Raw genomic sequence first — 16,642 nt, 5'->3', positions numbered from 1 at the left:
CAAACCACAATTATTACTTTACACTATTTTTACATATAAAGAAAGACAATGAAGATTCGGTAATGATGATTTTTTTATTCTGCAAAATTTAATAAAAAGGGATAAAGTTGAGTTAGTACCGTCTTTAAGCTAAGTATTATGAAACTAAAATAACAATGGAAATAAATGCTTGTCTCTGGGTGTAACTCAAAAATGTAATAATGCTACTTTTCAGTTTTAAAGTTTTAGTGAAAGCTTTAAATAACAATTATTTTCGAATGTATATGTATTATTTTTGGTAGTGCAAAGCAGTACTCTCTGGCGCAGCCTTTATCTCTAAAAACTGAAAAGCTTTGTCTTTACGACCCCTCGCTTTTAGAGATGTAGAAGAATCTAATGTGTGGTTTAGAGAAGAACTTAGTATATAAAAGTATACAATAATATACAGTAATTAATAAATAACTTTAAAGAACCTTATTATCCAATGGAGTTGATGCATAACAAATGCAGATAAATAGTGAGGCTTCAGAGGATAGGCAAAATACTCGGTTAAATCCCTTAACTCTCATCACCGATACTCAAGTTATATAGTAATACCAGGATCTATGCATCCATCAGATATTTGAGATGCAAGTTGAGCGATCGCTTGAATCCATCTATGAATTGCGCTAGAAGAAAAGGGAATTGAGAATTGCCGATTTCTCAGGCATATTACTTCTGGTGGTGAAGCTTTACCTGGCGAACTCATAGAACACTTCTTTGCCCAACTGAATTTGGTCAATGTTCTGCATAATTGCTATGACCTGACAGGAGTTACCATTTATACTACTTTCTGGACTTGTAAACGTGGGACTAATTATGTTATGTCTCCTATTGGTTGCCCCATTGCCAATGCAGAGATTCACATCCTTGATGAAAATTTGTAGCCGATGCCTGTTCGTGAATCAGGTGAACTGCATATTGGGGGTATTGGTCTAGCGCGAGGCTATCGTGACGCTGTAGGCTTGAATGGCTGTCGTTTTTAGGTTTTATCTTGGTAAGCAATCCACAATTTACTGATGCTATATAGACGATTTGGACGCACAGAATTACAGATGCCAGTGTTTTCCTGCGGTGGCATGAGATATCAGTTTAAATGGCAAGATGTCCCTGTTCATGAGATTCCTGCTGATAGTCAAGCGAATTTGGAAGCGACCATTAGAAGGGGAGTTGAAGTTGGGATGAATCATATTGAAACTGCTCGTGGTTATGGCACTTCTGAAATGCAATTGGGAAGAATATTGCCCCGGTTTCCCCGTGAAAAGTTGATTGTTCAAACAAAAGTAAGCCCAAAGGCAGATGCGAAAGAATTCCGCGAGACATTTGAACAATCATTGAAAAACCTTCAGCTAGATTATGTTGACCTTTTAGGGTTACACGGTATCAACCATACTGATTCATTAGATTACAGCATTCGTCCCGGTGGCTGTTTGGAAGTAGCACAGCAGTTGCAAGCTGAGGGAAAAGTTAGATTTATTGGCTTTTCTACCCACGGTTCAACAGATATCATTGTGCAGACAATTAATACCAATCTATTTGATTACGTGAACCTGCACTGGTACTACATTAATCAGTGGAATTGGGCGGCAATTGAAGCAGCTAAACGCCACGATATGGGGGTGTTTATCATTAGCCCATCTAATAAAGGTGGTTTGTTGTATGAACCTCCACAAAAATTAGTGGATCTTTGTGCCCCATTGAGTCCAATGGTGTTTAATGATTTGTTTTGTTTGAGTCATCAAGAGGTGCATACCTTGAGTGTGGGAGCAGCAAAACCAGAAGATTTTGATGAACATCTGAAGACTTTAGAGTTAGTAGATCGAGCATCAGAAATTTTGCCACCAATTTTAGCCAGGTTGGAGTCAGAAGCGATCGCTACTTTAGGAGAAGATTGGGTAAAATCCTGGGAAAAAAATCTACCAACCTTTGACCAAACCCCTGGTGAAGTCAACATTCGAGTGATTTTGTGGTTGCGGAATCTAGCGATCGCCTACGATCTGGTTAACTATGCCAAAATGCGCTACAACCTGCTTGGTGATGGTGGTCATTGGTTTCCTGGTAACAAAGCCGATCGGTTAGACGAATTAAACTTGGGGCAATGTCTCGCCCGCAGCCCCTACGCCGATAAAATCCCCCAAGTTTTGGAACAAGCGCATCAAATGTTGGCAGGTGAGGCTGTCAAACGTCTATCTAAGACTTGATGAATTGGGAATTGGGAATCCCTTCGACTTCGCTCAGGGCAAGTGGGAATTGGGAATTGGGCAAGAAATAACTTCTAACTCTTGTACAGACGCGATTAATCGCGTCTCTCCTAACGCCTCAACGATCGCTAGTCAGATTTTTCGTATCTACTGATTTCGTTGCTTTTGGTACGACTAACACCTTGTCTACGCGGTTTCCATCCATGTCCATCACTTCAATTCGCATACTTTGCCATTCAAAATGATCTGCTGCGGCTGGAATACGACCTAGATGGGTGATCACAAAACCGCCCAGGGTTTGATAACTGCCGCGTTCCTCAGATTCCCACTCTTCCATACCAAAAAGTTCTAAAAATTCTTCTACAGGCAACATCCCATCCAAAAGCCAAGAACCATCTTCGCGTTGCACAGCTTGGGGTTGATCCTGTCCATCTGTTGAAGGAACATCACCCACAATTTCACTCATGATGTCGTTGAGAGTGACTAATCCTTGAATCACGCCGTATTCATCCACTACTAGCGCCATGTGAGTGATGGTTTGCTTGAACAATTCCAAAACTTTCAAACCACGGGTACTTTCTGGCACGAATACAGGCTGCCGCAATCCCACTGTCAAGTCTAGGGGTTCTCCTCGAAAACTCCTAGCTAATAAGTCAGTGACAGGGATCACACCCAACACATTGTCAAGCCCTGACTGACAAACTGGATAGCGAGAATAGGCACTATCAACCATTTTTTGGCGATTTTCTTCGGCAGTGTCGTCTAAATCTAACCAAACGATATCTGGGCGGGGTGTCATTAAATAGCTAACGGGGCGATCGCCTAAACGAAAAACTCGCTCTACCATATCCTGTTCGGCTTCCTCAAAGGTTCCCGCCTCAGTGCCTTGCTCAATTAAGATTTTAATTTCCTCTTCAGTGACTTGCGGCTCGGTAGAAGCTGTAATTCCCAGCAATCGCAGGATCAAATCCGTAGAAGCGCTTAAAAGAAAGACTACCGGAGAAGCGATCGCAGCCAAGGCTTGCATCGGAATCGCTACAATCGAGGCAATCCTTTCTGGATTATTTAATGCCAGACGCTTCGGTACCAATTCGCCAACAATGAGTGACAAATAGGTAATGATCAAAACCACTACTCCAAAAGATATCGGTTCACTATAACGGGCTAAGAAGGGCACAAGTTTGACATAAATTGCCAACCGACTCGCAATTGTTGCTCCTCCAAAAGCACCAGTCAGGATACCAATCAGGGAAATACCCACTTGAACGGTTGACAGGAAATGATTTGGAGACTCAGCGAGTTTCAATGCTGCCCTTGCCTTGGGATCTCCTTGATTGGCAAGCTGCTGTAGCCTGACTTTCCGGGCTGAGACAATCGCCATCTCAGACATAGAAAATACGCCGTTGGCAATAATTAGCACCAAAATGATTAAAATTTCAAAAGTGATGGAGGACATGTTTAAAATTGCCGCTTCTCAGAGCGAATGTAGCTCAATACCTAGTATCTAGTATTAAAGGTGCTTCTATAAAATGTATACAAAGTAGTAGTTATAGTTCTTAAGTTTATTAGTTACTGTAGATTATTCTTCCATCCAAAGAATAAGAAGGTTGTCAACACTTTTAAAATAGTTGACATAAACTGCCTCAAAATTTTCTGACTCACAAAGACTCCCACCGCTAGTAGTACTTATGTCATTTTCTTCTATTGTGCGTGCCTTAGTGCGATCGCCTTTAACCACTGAGTTTATTTCTAAGCTAAACCGACAACAAGAATTGCGGTTAAATGGCATTTCTCGATTACCCAAGGGTTTGGTGGCTTCGGCATTGGCGCAGGCTCAGGGCAAAGATTTATTTGTAGTTTGCGCGACTCTGGAAGAAGCTGGACGTGTCTATGCACAACTAGAGGCAATGGGATGGCAGACAGTACATTTTTACCCCACCTCCGAGGCTTCTCCCTACGAGCCTTTTGACCCAGAAACTGAGATGAGTTGGGGACAAATGCAGGTATTGGCAGATTTGGGAATGGGGAATGGGGAAGAAAACCAGATCCCAATTCCTAATTCTCAATTACCTAAGAAGGCAATTGTGGCTACTCAAGGGGCGCTGCAACCCCATTTACCACCACCAGAGGCTTTTAGCGAATTCTGTCTTACCTTGAAGCGGGGGATGGAATTTGACTTGAATGCCTTCAGTGAGAAAATAACTATTCTGGGGTATGAAAGAGTACCTCTAGTGGAAACAGAAGGGCAATGGAGCCGACGCGGTGATATTGTTGATGTTTTCCCCGTTTCATCTGAGTTTCCAGTGCGCCTGGAATGGTTTGGCGATGAAATCGAGCAAATGCGGGAATTTGACCCTGCAACTCAACGTTCCGCCCTCGATAAAGTTGGCCAGTTAATTCTCACCCCTACTAGCTTTGCTCCCATCGTGATGGCGGCACTGAAGAATAGTGCTGAGTTCCGAGTGCTGAGTGCTGAGTTAAATTCTGACTCAGAACTCAGCACTCAGCACTCATCACTGATTGAAGGGAGTCGTCGCTTTTTGGGGTTGGCTTTTGAGCAACCAGCATCTCTGCTAAATTTCTTATCAGAAAATACCCTGATTGCCATAGATGAACCAGAACAGTGCCATGCTCATAGCGATCGCTGGGTAGAAAATGCTGAGGAACAATGGAGGATGGGGAATCGAGAATGGGGAATCGGGAATGGGGAAGAGTCTAAGCAGGTACCGAGAATACATCGGTCTTTTGATGAGTGTTTGGCTGATGTTGCCAAATTTAAAACCCTATATTTATCGGAACTGTCAGAAGAAAATAGTGGGATTAATCTTTCTAGCCGATCGCTTCCAGTCACACCGCACCAGTTTGCTAAACTAGCTGAAACCATCCGCCAAGAACGCGATCGCAATTTCTCGATCTGGCTACTTTCTGCTCAACCTTCGCGTTCTGTCTCGTTGTTGCAAGAACATGATTGTCCGGCTCAGTTTATCCCCAACCCCCGCGACTACCAAGCGATCGATAAGCTGCAAATTAACCATATTCCCATAGCCCTAAAATATTCTGGTCTGGCGGAATTAGAAGGTTTTATTCTGCCGACATACCGAATAGTAATTGTTACAGATCGGGAATTTTTTGGGCAGCATTCTTTGGCGACTCCTGGCTATATCCGCAAGCGCCACAAAGCTACTTCTAAGCAAGTTGATCCTAATAAACTACGTCCAGGCGATTATGTAGTTCACAGAAACCACGGTGTTGGTAAATTTGTCAAGCTGGAAAGTTTGATGATTAATAACGAAACCCGTGATTATTTGGCGGTGCAGTATGCTGATGGGTTATTAAGAGTCGCTGCCGATCAAGTAGGTGCTTTATCTCGGTTTCGTGCCGGAGGTGATAAAGCACCGGAACTCAATCGGATGACTGGCAAAGCTTGGGAAAATACCAAGAATAAAGTCCGCAAAGCGATCAAAAAGTTAGCGGTGGACTTGTTGAAACTGTATGCAGCGCGATCGAAACAACAAGGTTTTAGCTTTCCTGGTGATATGCCTTGGCAGGAAGAATTGGAAGATTCCTTCCCCTACCAACCCACAACGGATCAACTCAAAGCTGTTCAAGATGTGAAACGTGACATGGAGAGCGATCGCCCAATGGATCGCTTAGTTTGTGGCGATGTCGGTTTCGGAAAGACGGAAGTGGCGATTCGTGCTGTTTTCAAAGCAGTCACCGCCGGTAAACAAGTGGCACTCCTTGCGCCAACGACGATTTTAACACAGCAGCACTACCATACACTCAAAGAACGTTTTGCACCTTATCCCGTGAATGTTGGCTTACTCAACCGCTTTCGCTCTGCTGAAGAACGCCGCGATATTCAAAAGAGATTGGCAACGGGTGAATTAGATGTAGTAGTTGGTACACATCAAATTTTAGGTAAAGGTGTGGCCTTCAAGGATTTAGGACTGTTGGTGGTGGATGAAGAACAAAGGTTTGGGGTAAATCAGAAAGAGAAAATTAAAAGCTTGAAAACTGAAGTAGACGTGCTTACCCTTTCCGCTACTCCCATTCCCCGGACTTTATATATGTCCTTGTCAGGAATTCGGGAAATGAGTTTGATTACCACACCACCGCCAACTAGACGACCGATTAAAACTCATCTGTCACCAATAAATTCCGAAAGTATCCGCAGTGCAATTCGTCAAGAATTAGACAGAGGTGGACAAGTTTTTTATGTAGTTCCACGAGTAGATGGAATTGAAGAGACAACAGCCAATTTACGAGAAGTGTTACCAGGGGCTAGGATTGCGATCGCTCACGGTCAGATGGATGAAAGCGAGTTAGAATCAACCATGCTCACCTTCAGTAATGGCGATGCAGATATCCTCGTTTGTACGACAATTATTGAATCTGGCTTAGATATTCCACGAGTCAACACGATTTTGATTGAAGATGCTCATCGCTTTGGATTGGCACAACTGTATCAATTACGCGGTCGTGTGGGACGTGCAGGGATACAAGCTCATGCTTGGTTATTTTATCCGAAGCAACGGCAATTATCTGATGCAGCACGGCAACGATTACGAGCGATTCAGGAATTTACTCAGTTAGGTTCTGGGTATCAGCTAGCAATGCGCGACATGGAAATCAGGGGTGTAGGTAACTTGCTAGGTGCAGAACAATCCGGTCAAATGGATGCCATCGGTTTTGATTTATACATGGAAATGCTGGAAGAAGCAATTCGGGAAATCCGAGGACAAGAAATTCCGAAAGTGGAAGATACGCAGATTGACCTTAATCTCACAGCATTTATCCCAGCAGATTATATTACCGATTTGGATCAAAAGATGAGTGCATACCGAGCGGTGGCCACAGCTAAATCTAAATCAGAATTAAATCAGATTGCAGCCGAGTGGAGCGATCGCTATGGTACTTTACCAGTGTCTGCCAATCAACTTTTGCGAGTCATGGAACTCAAACAGCTAGCGAAAAAACTCGGCTTTAGCCGCATTAAACCAGAACAAAAGCAGCACGTCGTTTTAGAAACGCCGATGGAAGAACCAGCTTGGAATTTGTTGGCGGCGAATTTACCAGACAATCTCAAAACGCGCTTTGTGTATTCTCCTGGGAAAGTGACAGTACGCGGATTAGGAGTTTTTAAAGCAGATCAACAATTGCAGAATTTGATTGATGCTTTCGGGAGAATGCAAGGTGCAATTCCAGAGGCGGCTGTTGTTTAAATGCTAGCAAAAGGTTAGTCATCAATTGCTTGATAAGTTTTGCTCAAGTTTTTATCAATTAAGAACTAAATCTACAGAGGATAACCAGAGTGAGTATTAATCTTGATTTGCCACCAGAGTTAGAAAACCAGCTTTTTACTGAAGCTTCTCGGTTAAATCTTCCTCTTTCTGAATACATTCTTCGGATTCTTTCTGTGAGACAGGTTGTAGCAAATCCTCCCAAGACAGGAGCCGAACTCGTTGCTTATTGGCAGAGTGAAGGTGTGATAAACTCACGACCTGATATTACAGATAGCCAAGCATACGCTCGCAAGTTACGCTATGAGGCCCAAACCCGTGAGCGAGAATAGGCAAAGTTGATGTATTTGCTAGACACCGACGTTTTGATTGATATTCAACGAGGTCATGCTCCTGCAATAACTTGGTTTGCCAGTTTATCAGAGTTGCCCAGTGTAGCAGGCTTTGTAGTCATGGAACTGATTCAGGATTCTCAAAACAAGCAACAATTGAGTAATGCTTTAAAACTGGTTGCACCGCTACCTGTAGTTTGGCCTACTGAGGCTGACTTGACTCGCGCCTTGTCTGACTTTACGACCTACCATTTATCTCACAGTTTAGGGTTGTTAGATGCGCTGATAGCTGCTTGTGCTGTTGGGCAAGGTGCAACACTTTGTACATTCAATGTTAAACATTACCGTGTTGTTCCTGGCCTGGTTATGGCACAACCCTACACACGTTAACAGCCAATCAACACTGCGATATTTTGAGTAAAAAATGCAAAGTGCGTAGGCATAGCTAGTCATAGACATCACTGTTATCTGTGTAATTTCGGTGGTGAGTTTAGTTTTGCCTGTGAGAGATTAGGCATCTAAGTTTCTCTAGCGCGGACAACCAACGATGGAAAAAGCAAAGTTTCACATTGGCCCAACATACCTTGGTATTGAGAGTATTTTTGATAGTACGGATATGTATGGAAATCAAATTAAATGTCCTGATTCTTGGGAGGATGAGGGAGAAGTTGTAGTTTGGGGATATCGAATATCTGGTTCAGCAGTTTTTTTTCATTCTCAGATTGACTACTTTCCAAAAAATCGACTTGAGTATGTAGATATATGTCAGTTTGTTTGCGATCGCATGGCAGACCTACTTGATGAATGCATTCAGAGGATCAAACAACATAATAGTTTAGAAGATTCATCTATAGATTTAGCAGATTATGGATTTAGAATTTATCATTATTGTGAATATTTTTTGGGGGAAGAAGAAGAGACTCTATCTGTGAAGTTAAACCGTCTTTCTAAAAGCGGGAAATTAAAGCAGGTAAACCGTAAAGGTAGGCTGTCTGAAAAAGTTGCTCAAATTGGGGAGATTGATTTCTGCCTCAGTTCTGGATCAATAACTTTGATGAGAAAAATGAACAGTGAGAAAAAAGGATTTGTTAGAGATGTTGAGCAACACAATCTCAAAACATATCAAGAATATTTAGATTTAAAAAAAGGGAGAATAAATGACTATAATCTGCTTGACATGCTTGAACTTTAAAGAGAAGTGTAGGCAGTCAATTAGCATGGCTTAACACTCTGTTGGAATGAACAACATTAATTTGAGTAGCTATAGTTAAGAGTAAACAGGTATCGTTGTTAGCATATTCTCACAAACTAGCTCAACAAGTCTATGAAAATTAGAGCAATCATTCATCCAGCAGAAGAAGGCGGCTATTGGGCAGAGGTTCCGGCGCTTCCTGGTTGTATTACCGAAGGAGACACCATAGAAGAGGTAATGGCTAATTTAAAAGATGCTATTGAAGGTTGGCTTGAAGTTGCTAACAGTCGTAATGTAATTGAGTCAACGGATCAAGTTGTCGAAATTGCTGTATGAAATCGATTTCTGGCAAGCAACTTTCTAAGATTGTGGAGCAAAAAGGTTGGGTTTTGCAAAGAATTACTGGCAGTCATCATATTTATGAAAACCCTGAAGTAGAAAAAATCCTGTCAATTCCTGTTCACTGCAATCAAAATTTGAAAGTTGGAAGCTTGAAAGCCTTGATGAAAATAGCCCAGCTATCTGAAAAAGATTTACTTTAATTTCAAATTACTACTCTGATTCATCCACTAACTTGCTTGGTTCACCGGGGTAGAAATCATAGTCCACAATCTCTACCAAACTGTAAGGACACTCTACCGGAAAAGTCCGCTTGGGCAAATCTGTTTCTCCAAGAGCTAATTCGACACCTTTAAGGTAGGCTTTGCGAAGTGCTTCTTCAACATAGGGCTTTAGGCTAGGATTGTCTTCGAGAAGTTCTGCAATATCTAAGCGTTGAATACGAAGTGTTGCTAACCAGCTACGGCTACGGCGTTGAGGCTGGTACTGCCATTTTAGTAAATGTCCAATCAACACACTCAGACGGTTTCGCAGTTCTTGACGTTGCTGTTTACCCAAAGATTGAATCTCCTCAATTAGATTTTGCAGATCAATCTGACTCCACTGCTCATTGCGAAGTAAAGTTACTTGCTGCTGTGTCCAAGCGTAAAAATCAGTTTCGTAGAGGCTTGGTGAAGGCATTGGTATCTTTGGGTTGGTTTCAGGTATACGCATTAGGTTAGTTAAACCTCACGTCTTTGCTTTATTGTATAACTGTCTCAAACTCCAGTAATTCTGCTATCAAGAGCGATCGCTATCGTACTTTACCAGTGTCGGCAAATCAATTATTACGAGTCATGGAACTTAAACAGTTAGCAAAAAAAACGCCCCCCATTTCTGGAGGGCGTTTCTTATTTAGTTAAATCTTCAGAATTAACCGTTGATAGCAGGAGCAGTCATTGCAACAGGAGTAACTTCACCAGCAGCTAAGTCTAGGGGGAAGTTGTGAGCGTTACGCTCGTGCATTACTTCCATACCCAAGTTAGCGCGGTTGATTACGTCTGCCCAGGTGCTGATAACGCGACCTTGAGAGTCAATGATTGATTGGTTGAAGTTGAAACCGTTCAAGTTGAATGCCATCGTGCTGATACCCAAAGCGGTGAACCAGATACCGACGACAGGCCAAGCTGCTAAGAAGAAGTGCAGTGAACGGCTGTTGTTGAAAGAAGCGTATTGGAAGATTAAACGACCGAAGTAACCGTGGGCTGCAACGATGTTGTAGGTTTCTTCTTCTTGACCGAATTTGTAACCGTAGTTTTGTGATTCGGTTTCGGTGGTTTCACGCACCAAAGAAGAGGTTACTAGAGAACCGTGCATTGCAGAGAACAAGCTTCCGCCGAATACACCAGCCACACCTAGCATGTGGAAGGGGTGCATCAAGATGTTGTGTTCTGCTTGGAACACAATCATGAAGTTGAAGGTTCCAGAGATACCCAAAGGCATACCATCAGAGAAAGAACCTTGACCGATGGGGTAGATCAAGAATACTGCGGTAGCGGAAGCCAAAGGTGCGCTGTAAGCTACGCAGATCCAAGGACGCATACCTAAGCGGTAAGAAAGTTCCCACTGACGACCCAGGTAACAAGCGCAACCGATCAAGAAGTGGAAAACTACCAACTGGTAAGGGCCACCGTTGTACAACCACTCATCTAAGGAAGCAGCTTCCCAGATTGGGTAGAAGTGCAAGCCAATAGCGTTGGAGGAAGGAACAACTGCACCAGAGATGATGTTATTTCCGTAGATTAAAGAACCTGCAACTGGTTCGCGGATGCCATCGATGTCTACTGGAGGAGCAGCGATAAAGGCAATTACGAAACAGGTGGTAGCAGCTAGTAGGGTTGGGATCATCAATACACCAAACCAACCGATATATATACGGTTGTCGGTGCTGGTAATCCACTCGCAAAAGCGATCCCATACGTTAGCGTCAGAGCGCCGTTGTAAGGTTGTGGTCATTGTTTTATAAGTGCTATATTTTTGTTAAAAATGGAACAAGCAGATTTTGTTTTATGCCTGTTGAATTACAGTCTACATGAAATTACTTGGACACGATCTCTGACTTAATATTCTGTAATGCAATTCTTTAACAAGCTCGTCGAAATGTAAAGTTTTCCTACTATTAATAATAGTGATAAAAGTAAGCGTTGCGGCTTTTTCAGCAATTTCAAGCTATAAGTTTCAATGACGCGATCGCCTATTTAATTCCCTTTACATTCCTTTACAAATAACCCCAACTAATTTGTAACGAAATAATAAGTTGTACATTGTCTTATGTTGCTGTTGATTGCTTCTAGAAACTTAAAAATCAAAGTATATATAGGGCAAACTGCCTTCAGGAGCTAATAACCAGACAGCATAGAAACAGATGGGAACAAAGACAAGCTTAATGGGCCAGTTAAACTCTAACTTCAGCATTCGATTGAAGGCATAAACTACAGTCATCATTGCCGCTAAAGTTAGAAGTATCCAGGTGAGTTGGTATTGGCTGATATTTAAGGCATCCACATAGACCTTCTGAGCAAACTGGATATCAGCCGGATAACCCCAAAGGTGTCGAATTACTAAAGAAGAGTCTTCGAGATTAGGTAGACGGAACCAAATCCACGAGGTAAAAACCATCAGTTGAGTCAAGAACCAAGCGACGAAGATACCTAAAGGATTTTGCCAGAATTGTTCTAAATTTTCAAAGCGATCGCTCATAGCATCTGTAAGTCGATGAACCACCAAGGCTAACCCGTGCAATATGCCCCAAACTACATAACCCAAAGCAGCCCCGTGCCAGATACCAGCGATTAGCATCACAGTGAATAAATTCCAGCAGGTACGAACTAAACCCCGACGCGAACCACCCAAAGGAAAGTAGACATAGTTACGTAGCCAATCTCCGAGAGTGATATGCCAGCGCCGCCAAAATTCTCCAATACTGGTACTGAAGTAGGGAAAGTCAAAATTTTCAGGTAGAACCAAGCCGAAAAGCAAAGCACTACCACGGGCAATATCTACATAACCGTTGAAATCTAGATATAATTGCAAGCCGTAGGCGAATGTTGCTAACCAGAGATCGGTACTACCCGCCCGTTGTAAGTTACCAAAACATAAATCAACAAAAATTCCCAAATGGTCTGCAAAAATACCTTTTTTGACTGCACCTCTAGCAATTAACCACAGCGCCTGTGCTACTTTATCGGCACTAGGAAAGTCTAGCGTATTGAATTGGTTTGCTAAATTGTGGTAGCGCGTAATCGGGCCGGAAATAAGTTTAGCGAAGAATAATTTGTAGGTGGCAAATTTGAGAAACTGATCGGTAGCAGGCGCACCGCGATAGACATCTATTAAATAAGCAATGCATTCAAAGGTGAAAAATGAAATTCCCAAGGGTGCAATCAATTTAAAAGAGTTATCTGGTGAGTTTGTTTGTATATTAAAAACAAACTTAAATAAAGGGGTTAGATACTTAAAAGCTAATAATAGTAAAACATTTAAAGTTATCCCCAACCACAAAATTTTTAGACGACGACGATTCCAGTCACCTTGGGCAAATTGCCACTCCTCATTAGAAATTTGCCAGTCAAGAGAATGTTTTCCTGGTGATGTATTTTTACCAATCTCCAGACCCATACGAAAATTAATAAACGTCAATGCTAATAGTAATGGCACATACTGAATGTGCAAAGATGAATAGAAAACCAAACTAGCAATTAGCAGCGTCCATAATCGTAATTTATGTTCTGCTAAAGACCAGTAAATTCCTAAAATACTCAATAAGAACAGTCCATAAAAAATTGATATAAAGTTCATTTGTTAGTCATTTGTCATTTGTTAGTCATTTGTCATTTGTCATTGGGTATTGGAAATTATTCTCTTCATTTTCAATTCCCAATTCCCAATTCCCAATTCCCAACCGCTTACTTCACTGGCCAAGGAATCATCGGATCGTTTGCCAGCTTTTTGGAGACTTCGTATGCTCCAAAGCGGTTAAGGTGACTGGGATCAGAAAAGTAATCATTGGCTTTTGGCCACCTTTGGCTTAAATCTCGATATATAAAGTTGGGATTAGTCGCTTGAACCAACATATATTGCTGAAATTCTTGCTCATATCCTTTACGTACTGGATCTAAATAATCTGCCGTGAGAGGCATGTTGACAAACACTAAGGAAATTTTTCGAGCCTGGGTAAACTGAAGCACTTCTTGGAAAGCAGCATCTTGCTGTCCTTGTACTTGGAAAGATTTATAGTCGTTGTCGTAATTTCCGGTAACTCTAGAATATTTTTGATAGTATCTAGCAGGATTGAAGCGGATTGATAAAGCTAGAAAGCCATCAAAATCAACTGCTTGCTGGGAAGTAATTTCATTTGAAGTTCCGTCTGTTTGCTGTTTTTGTGATGTAACTGTCTGGTCTTGACCAAATATAAGCAGTTGTTTTTGCAATAAACTTTTTATTTGGTCGCGGTTTGCATAGCTACCAGAAAGAGAGGCTAGTGCCTGATTTAATGAGTCATTGACAGCTTGATAGGCGCTAATTTCCTGTTTTTCTTCTTTTACGTTCTCTTCTTTCGAACCTTCTTGATTTTCAGGAGAATCAGTATTACTTGCAGTTGTTGGTGCTTTTTGGATTGCTTGTTTATAACCAGCTGATGCAGCAATGGATTTAAAAGTAATATCCTCGCGTCCACCGTTGAAAGCACGGGCCCCATCTGCCCAAACAATTATTTTAGGCAGTTCTGATGGTTCCAGGACGTGGCGAATCACAAAGTCTACAACTTGGGCAGTAGCACCGTTAATCCCAAAGTTAAATACGTCAATATTTGGATAACCCTCAGTAGCTAAAGCCTTAGAAAGTGCTGCTGGATCTACTCCTCTGAGGGCGCGAGATGAGCCGATAATCAACACATCTGGCGGTGTACCTGTTCTCGCCAAACGCTGTTTATACAGTGCTAGTTGCTCATCTAACTGCCTAACATTGAAACTTGGCATTTGCGATCGCGCTGCTAAAAGAATAGCTGTTGCGGTTGCTTTTTCTTTCAGTGGGGCGGCTGCCAAATTATTTGTCGGAGGATCATCACCTTGGGTAAACTCAGAAGCATTAAATACAGAACTCTGATTTGCAGAAGATTTTCTTTTGGAAGTGCTGGTAAAAAATGACGTTTTCTCGTTCTCAGTCTTTCCAGATGTCAAGGATGCCTTTTGCTCAGATGATGAAGGCAAGACACTAGCAACTTTTGACATCGGTTTAGTCTGTGCAATAATTCGACCCAACACCCAATCAGTTTGCAGAGTAAGTAATAATCCCAATGTCCCCCAAACTAGGGCAATCTTAAGTCCTTGATTGTCAGGATTTTGTTCTGCTAACTGGTGGCTTTCGGTAAATAGCTGACTTTTTAACAGCAATTTTTTCGCGGTTGCACTGGCCGTTGCTATCCAATCTCGCGCTACTTCTGTTACAAAACTTTGAACTTCTTCTGTTGTTAAGTCTGGGCGCAAAATTGGCTCACTAGTCTCAGAGGGGATCAAATCATCAACGTATTTAGAGGTAGCAGCGAATTCTGGGGTTGCTTCTGGTACTAAACGTTGGCGATGTCCAAGATCAACGCCATAGTGCCAAAAAGGTTCTTTATTCCCAGCCCGGCGACCGTATACACGTACTCCCATAATACCGGGAATTTTCAAATGGCGAATAAACTGCGTAATTTTACTTGCTACTTGTTGACGTGGTGGACAAACAGGCGCATCACATAAGATGTGCAATAAATCATTTCTGTTCAGCAGAAGTACGCGAACTCCACCTGTCAACAAACGCCAATCCAAATCAGGATTGAGTAAACGCTCCAGTAAAAATATGATGGCTGGCTCATCGCCAGTATTTGCCAAATCTAGCGGTGATGTGGCAAAGGCGGGATGGTTTGTGGCAGGTAAAGCTAGCCAATCAATCCAAGTGGGTTTCGTGTCGCCTGCTTTTTGTCCGTATATGGTGGCGGCGAGAATGCCTTGAGGTGCGATCGCTTCTAGCTGAGGTACAATCGCCTCTAAACACACCGCTTTATCTGGGATTGGGGCAGTTCCTAAAGGATCAAAAGCTGGTGTACAAAAAATATGTAGAGTTGATTCTTTTAGAGAAACTTGGACAGCGACTTTTAATCCTGACAATACCTCAGTTAATAATCGCGCGATCGCTTGGATATCTCCCCAACGCGCCCATTCTTTCAACATTACCTCTGCTGGTGTCAAATCCACCCGCAGCAGCCAGTCAGGGGCAGTTTCGCCGCTCACTTGGGAAACAATTACCGCATCTTGGTAGCCGGAAAGCTTGAGATAACGCAACTTTTGTGCTATTGGTTCAGCAAGCAATGATGCATCCGGGCTATAGCTCGACTGGCAAAATATCCACAGGCGATTTTCTTCTGACTGAGAATTCTTTGATTTATATGGTTTAATCTTTGCCTGTACCGATACACCCAAAGTACTCAGGGTTTCGCTGAGAAACCTGGCGATCGCCTCTGGGTTCCCTTGTCGTGCCAAACTTTCGTTAGAGACAATTAGCGCCCCAGCCGATTGCTTTGATTTTTCCGAGTCTGCTAGCAAGGCTTGCTCTACCTGCTCCAGATGCTTATCTACTTGATTCAAGTAAACCCGATGGCACCATTTAGGGCGCTGTTCCCCTTTTCTTCGGCCATAGACAAATACTTGATATATTGAGGTTTGTTCGCTGCTTGTGAGAGTATCTAAGTTTGTTTGCTGTAGTGCTTGCAGCAAATCAGACAAAGTACGCCAACGCTGCGGACATTCAGTACCTTCACAAAGAATATGAAGGTCATTTCCCCTTAACCGGACTTTCACCCCGAAAGTGTTGATCCCTGTGGCTTGGCTTACCCATTGCACTAAGGATTGCTGGCGATCTGGTAATACTGTTTTCATGGGAAGTTAACTTTACAGGAAGCGATTGTTAGGGGATAGTGCCTGCACTTGTAAACTAGAACCATCTGTTTATCACACTCTGACGTTTTTTTTTAACAATTTTGTTACCTTTGTAGCTTACAAAATCGGCCAAGATAGTCTTGTACAGGTTGCAAGTCTGACTAATATTGAGTTTTGCGTTTATTTTACTAATAGGGAGTCATTGAATTTTAGATTTGGAATTTTGGATTTTGGATTGAAGGAGACTAAAACCTAAAATTCAAAATTGTCAGAGTCAGCAGCTAAGAGTCAGAATAATTCTATATGACTAGCTGATGACTTGTCCTTTAATACCGGACTTGCGTTCAACTGCGCTAACGCTCCT

14 protein-coding genes are annotated in these 16,642 nt (G+C 42.3%); 8 read left to right on the top strand and 6 right to left on the bottom strand.

Features of this window, described 5'->3' with window-relative positions; genetic code table 11:
* Nucleotides 1–562: 562 nt before the first annotated feature.
* Complete coding sequence (locus VB732_RS16015) at nt 563–727, bottom strand: hypothetical protein (RefSeq protein WP_323231857.1); 165 nt, start codon at nt 725–727, stop codon at nt 563–565.
* Between VB732_RS16015 and VB732_RS16010 the strand changes: the two genes are divergently transcribed.
* On the top strand, nt 663–905 hold the full coding sequence (locus tag VB732_RS16010; protein WP_323231895.1) for an AMP-binding protein: 243 nt from the start codon (nt 663–665) through the stop codon (nt 903–905). The genes VB732_RS16015 and VB732_RS16010 overlap by 65 nt on opposite strands.
* A 132-nt stretch (nt 906–1,037) precedes the next feature.
* Nucleotides 1,038–2,219, top strand: a complete 1,182-nt coding sequence (locus tag VB732_RS16005; RefSeq protein ID WP_323231856.1) for an aldo/keto reductase — start codon at nt 1,038–1,040, stop codon at nt 2,217–2,219.
* Nucleotides 2,220–2,337: 118 nt separating this feature from the next.
* Here VB732_RS16005 and VB732_RS16000 read toward each other — a convergent pair whose 3' ends face one another.
* Nucleotides 2,338–3,675, bottom strand: coding sequence for a hemolysin family protein (locus tag VB732_RS16000; RefSeq protein WP_323231855.1), 1,338 nt, complete (start codon nt 3,673–3,675; stop codon nt 2,338–2,340).
* Between the two features lie 232 nt (nt 3,676–3,907).
* On the opposite strand from VB732_RS16000, the gene mfd reads away from it, so the two are divergent.
* The 6 genes from mfd to VB732_RS15970 all read left to right on the top strand — a co-directional run bounded on the left by mfd (nt 3,908) and on the right by VB732_RS15970 (nt 9,528).
* Nucleotides 3,908–7,444 carry a transcription-repair coupling factor gene (gene mfd, locus VB732_RS15995; RefSeq protein WP_323231854.1) on the top strand — a complete coding sequence of 1,179 codons (3,537 nt, stop codon included), beginning with the start codon at nt 3,908–3,910 and terminating at the stop codon, nt 7,442–7,444.
* An 89-nt stretch (nt 7,445–7,533) separates the two neighbouring features.
* Complete coding sequence (locus VB732_RS15990) at nt 7,534–7,794, top strand: hypothetical protein (protein WP_323231853.1); 261 nt, start codon at nt 7,534–7,536, stop codon at nt 7,792–7,794.
* A 9-nt stretch (nt 7,795–7,803) separates the two neighbouring features.
* Complete coding sequence (locus VB732_RS15985; protein WP_323231852.1) at nt 7,804–8,184, top strand: PIN domain-containing protein; 381 nt, start codon at nt 7,804–7,806, stop codon at nt 8,182–8,184.
* Between the two features lie 157 nt (nt 8,185–8,341).
* Nucleotides 8,342–8,986 carry a hypothetical protein gene (locus VB732_RS15980; protein WP_323231851.1) on the top strand — a complete coding sequence of 215 codons (645 nt, stop codon included), beginning with the start codon at nt 8,342–8,344 and terminating at the stop codon, nt 8,984–8,986.
* A 132-nt stretch (nt 8,987–9,118) separates the two neighbouring features.
* Nucleotides 9,119–9,322, top strand: coding sequence for a type II toxin-antitoxin system HicB family antitoxin (locus tag VB732_RS15975; protein ID WP_323231850.1), 204 nt, complete (start codon nt 9,119–9,121; stop codon nt 9,320–9,322).
* Nucleotides 9,319–9,528 (top strand): type II toxin-antitoxin system HicA family toxin, encoded by a 210-nt coding sequence (locus tag VB732_RS15970; protein ID WP_323231849.1) that lies wholly within the window; start codon nt 9,319–9,321, stop codon nt 9,526–9,528. The genes VB732_RS15975 and VB732_RS15970 overlap by 4 nt, the downstream gene beginning before the upstream one ends.
* A gap of 10 nt (nt 9,529–9,538) precedes the next feature.
* On the opposite strand, the gene VB732_RS15965 is transcribed toward VB732_RS15970, so the two are convergent.
* The 4 genes from VB732_RS15965 to VB732_RS15950 form a co-directional block, all read right to left on the bottom strand.
* Complete coding sequence (locus VB732_RS15965) at nt 9,539–10,039, bottom strand: DUF29 domain-containing protein (RefSeq protein WP_323231848.1); 501 nt, start codon at nt 10,037–10,039, stop codon at nt 9,539–9,541.
* Nucleotides 10,040–10,237: 198 nt separating this feature from the next.
* Entirely contained in the window at nt 10,238–11,320 is a 1,083-nt protein-coding gene (gene psbA / locus VB732_RS15960; protein ID WP_322641922.1) for a photosystem II q(b) protein, read from the bottom strand.
* 342 nt (nt 11,321–11,662) lie between these two features.
* Nucleotides 11,663–13,162 (bottom strand): MBOAT family protein, encoded by a 1,500-nt coding sequence (locus tag VB732_RS15955; RefSeq protein WP_323231847.1) that lies wholly within the window; start codon nt 13,160–13,162, stop codon nt 11,663–11,665.
* A gap of 107 nt (nt 13,163–13,269) precedes the next feature.
* Nucleotides 13,270–16,278, bottom strand: coding sequence for a DUF1574 domain-containing protein (locus tag VB732_RS15950; RefSeq protein ID WP_323231846.1), 3,009 nt, complete (start codon nt 16,276–16,278; stop codon nt 13,270–13,272).
* Nucleotides 16,279–16,642 lie beyond the last annotated feature (364 nt).

The sequence above is a fragment of the Nostoc sp. UHCC 0252 genome (assembly GCF_034931145.1).
GTDB lineage: Bacteria > Cyanobacteriota > Cyanobacteriia > Cyanobacteriales > Nostocaceae > Nostoc.
Note: the sequence above shows the minus strand (reverse complement) of the source record. Positions and strands in the feature narration are given on the sequence as shown.

What these genes read in the sequence shown, in the direction of transcription:
- VB732_RS16000 (WP_323231855.1), bottom strand. Translation starts at nt 3,675, where the DNA reads ATGTCCTCCATCACTTTTGAAATTTTAATCATTTTGGTGCTAATTATT.
- VB732_RS15975 (WP_323231850.1), top strand. Translation starts at nt 9,119, where the DNA reads ATGAAAATTAGAGCAATCATTCATCCAGCAGAAGAAGGCGGCTATTGG.
- psbA (WP_322641922.1), bottom strand. Translation starts at nt 11,320, where the DNA reads ATGACCACAACCTTACAACGGCGCTCTGACGCTAACGTATGGGATCGC.
- mfd (WP_323231854.1), top strand. Translation starts at nt 3,908, where the DNA reads ATGTCATTTTCTTCTATTGTGCGTGCCTTAGTGCGATCGCCTTTAACC.
- VB732_RS16005 (WP_323231856.1), top strand. Translation starts at nt 1,038, where the DNA reads ATGCTATATAGACGATTTGGACGCACAGAATTACAGATGCCAGTGTTT.
- VB732_RS15965 (WP_323231848.1), bottom strand. Translation starts at nt 10,039, where the DNA reads ATGCGTATACCTGAAACCAACCCAAAGATACCAATGCCTTCACCAAGC.
- VB732_RS15950 (WP_323231846.1), bottom strand. Translation starts at nt 16,278, where the DNA reads ATGAAAACAGTATTACCAGATCGCCAGCAATCCTTAGTGCAATGGGTA.
- VB732_RS15980 (WP_323231851.1), top strand. Translation starts at nt 8,342, where the DNA reads ATGGAAAAAGCAAAGTTTCACATTGGCCCAACATACCTTGGTATTGAG.
- VB732_RS16015 (WP_323231857.1), bottom strand. Translation starts at nt 727, where the DNA reads ATGAGTTCGCCAGGTAAAGCTTCACCACCAGAAGTAATATGCCTGAGA.
- VB732_RS15955 (WP_323231847.1), bottom strand. Translation starts at nt 13,162, where the DNA reads ATGAACTTTATATCAATTTTTTATGGACTGTTCTTATTGAGTATTTTA.
- VB732_RS15985 (WP_323231852.1), top strand. Translation starts at nt 7,804, where the DNA reads ATGTATTTGCTAGACACCGACGTTTTGATTGATATTCAACGAGGTCAT.
- VB732_RS15970 (WP_323231849.1), top strand. Translation starts at nt 9,319, where the DNA reads ATGAAATCGATTTCTGGCAAGCAACTTTCTAAGATTGTGGAGCAAAAA.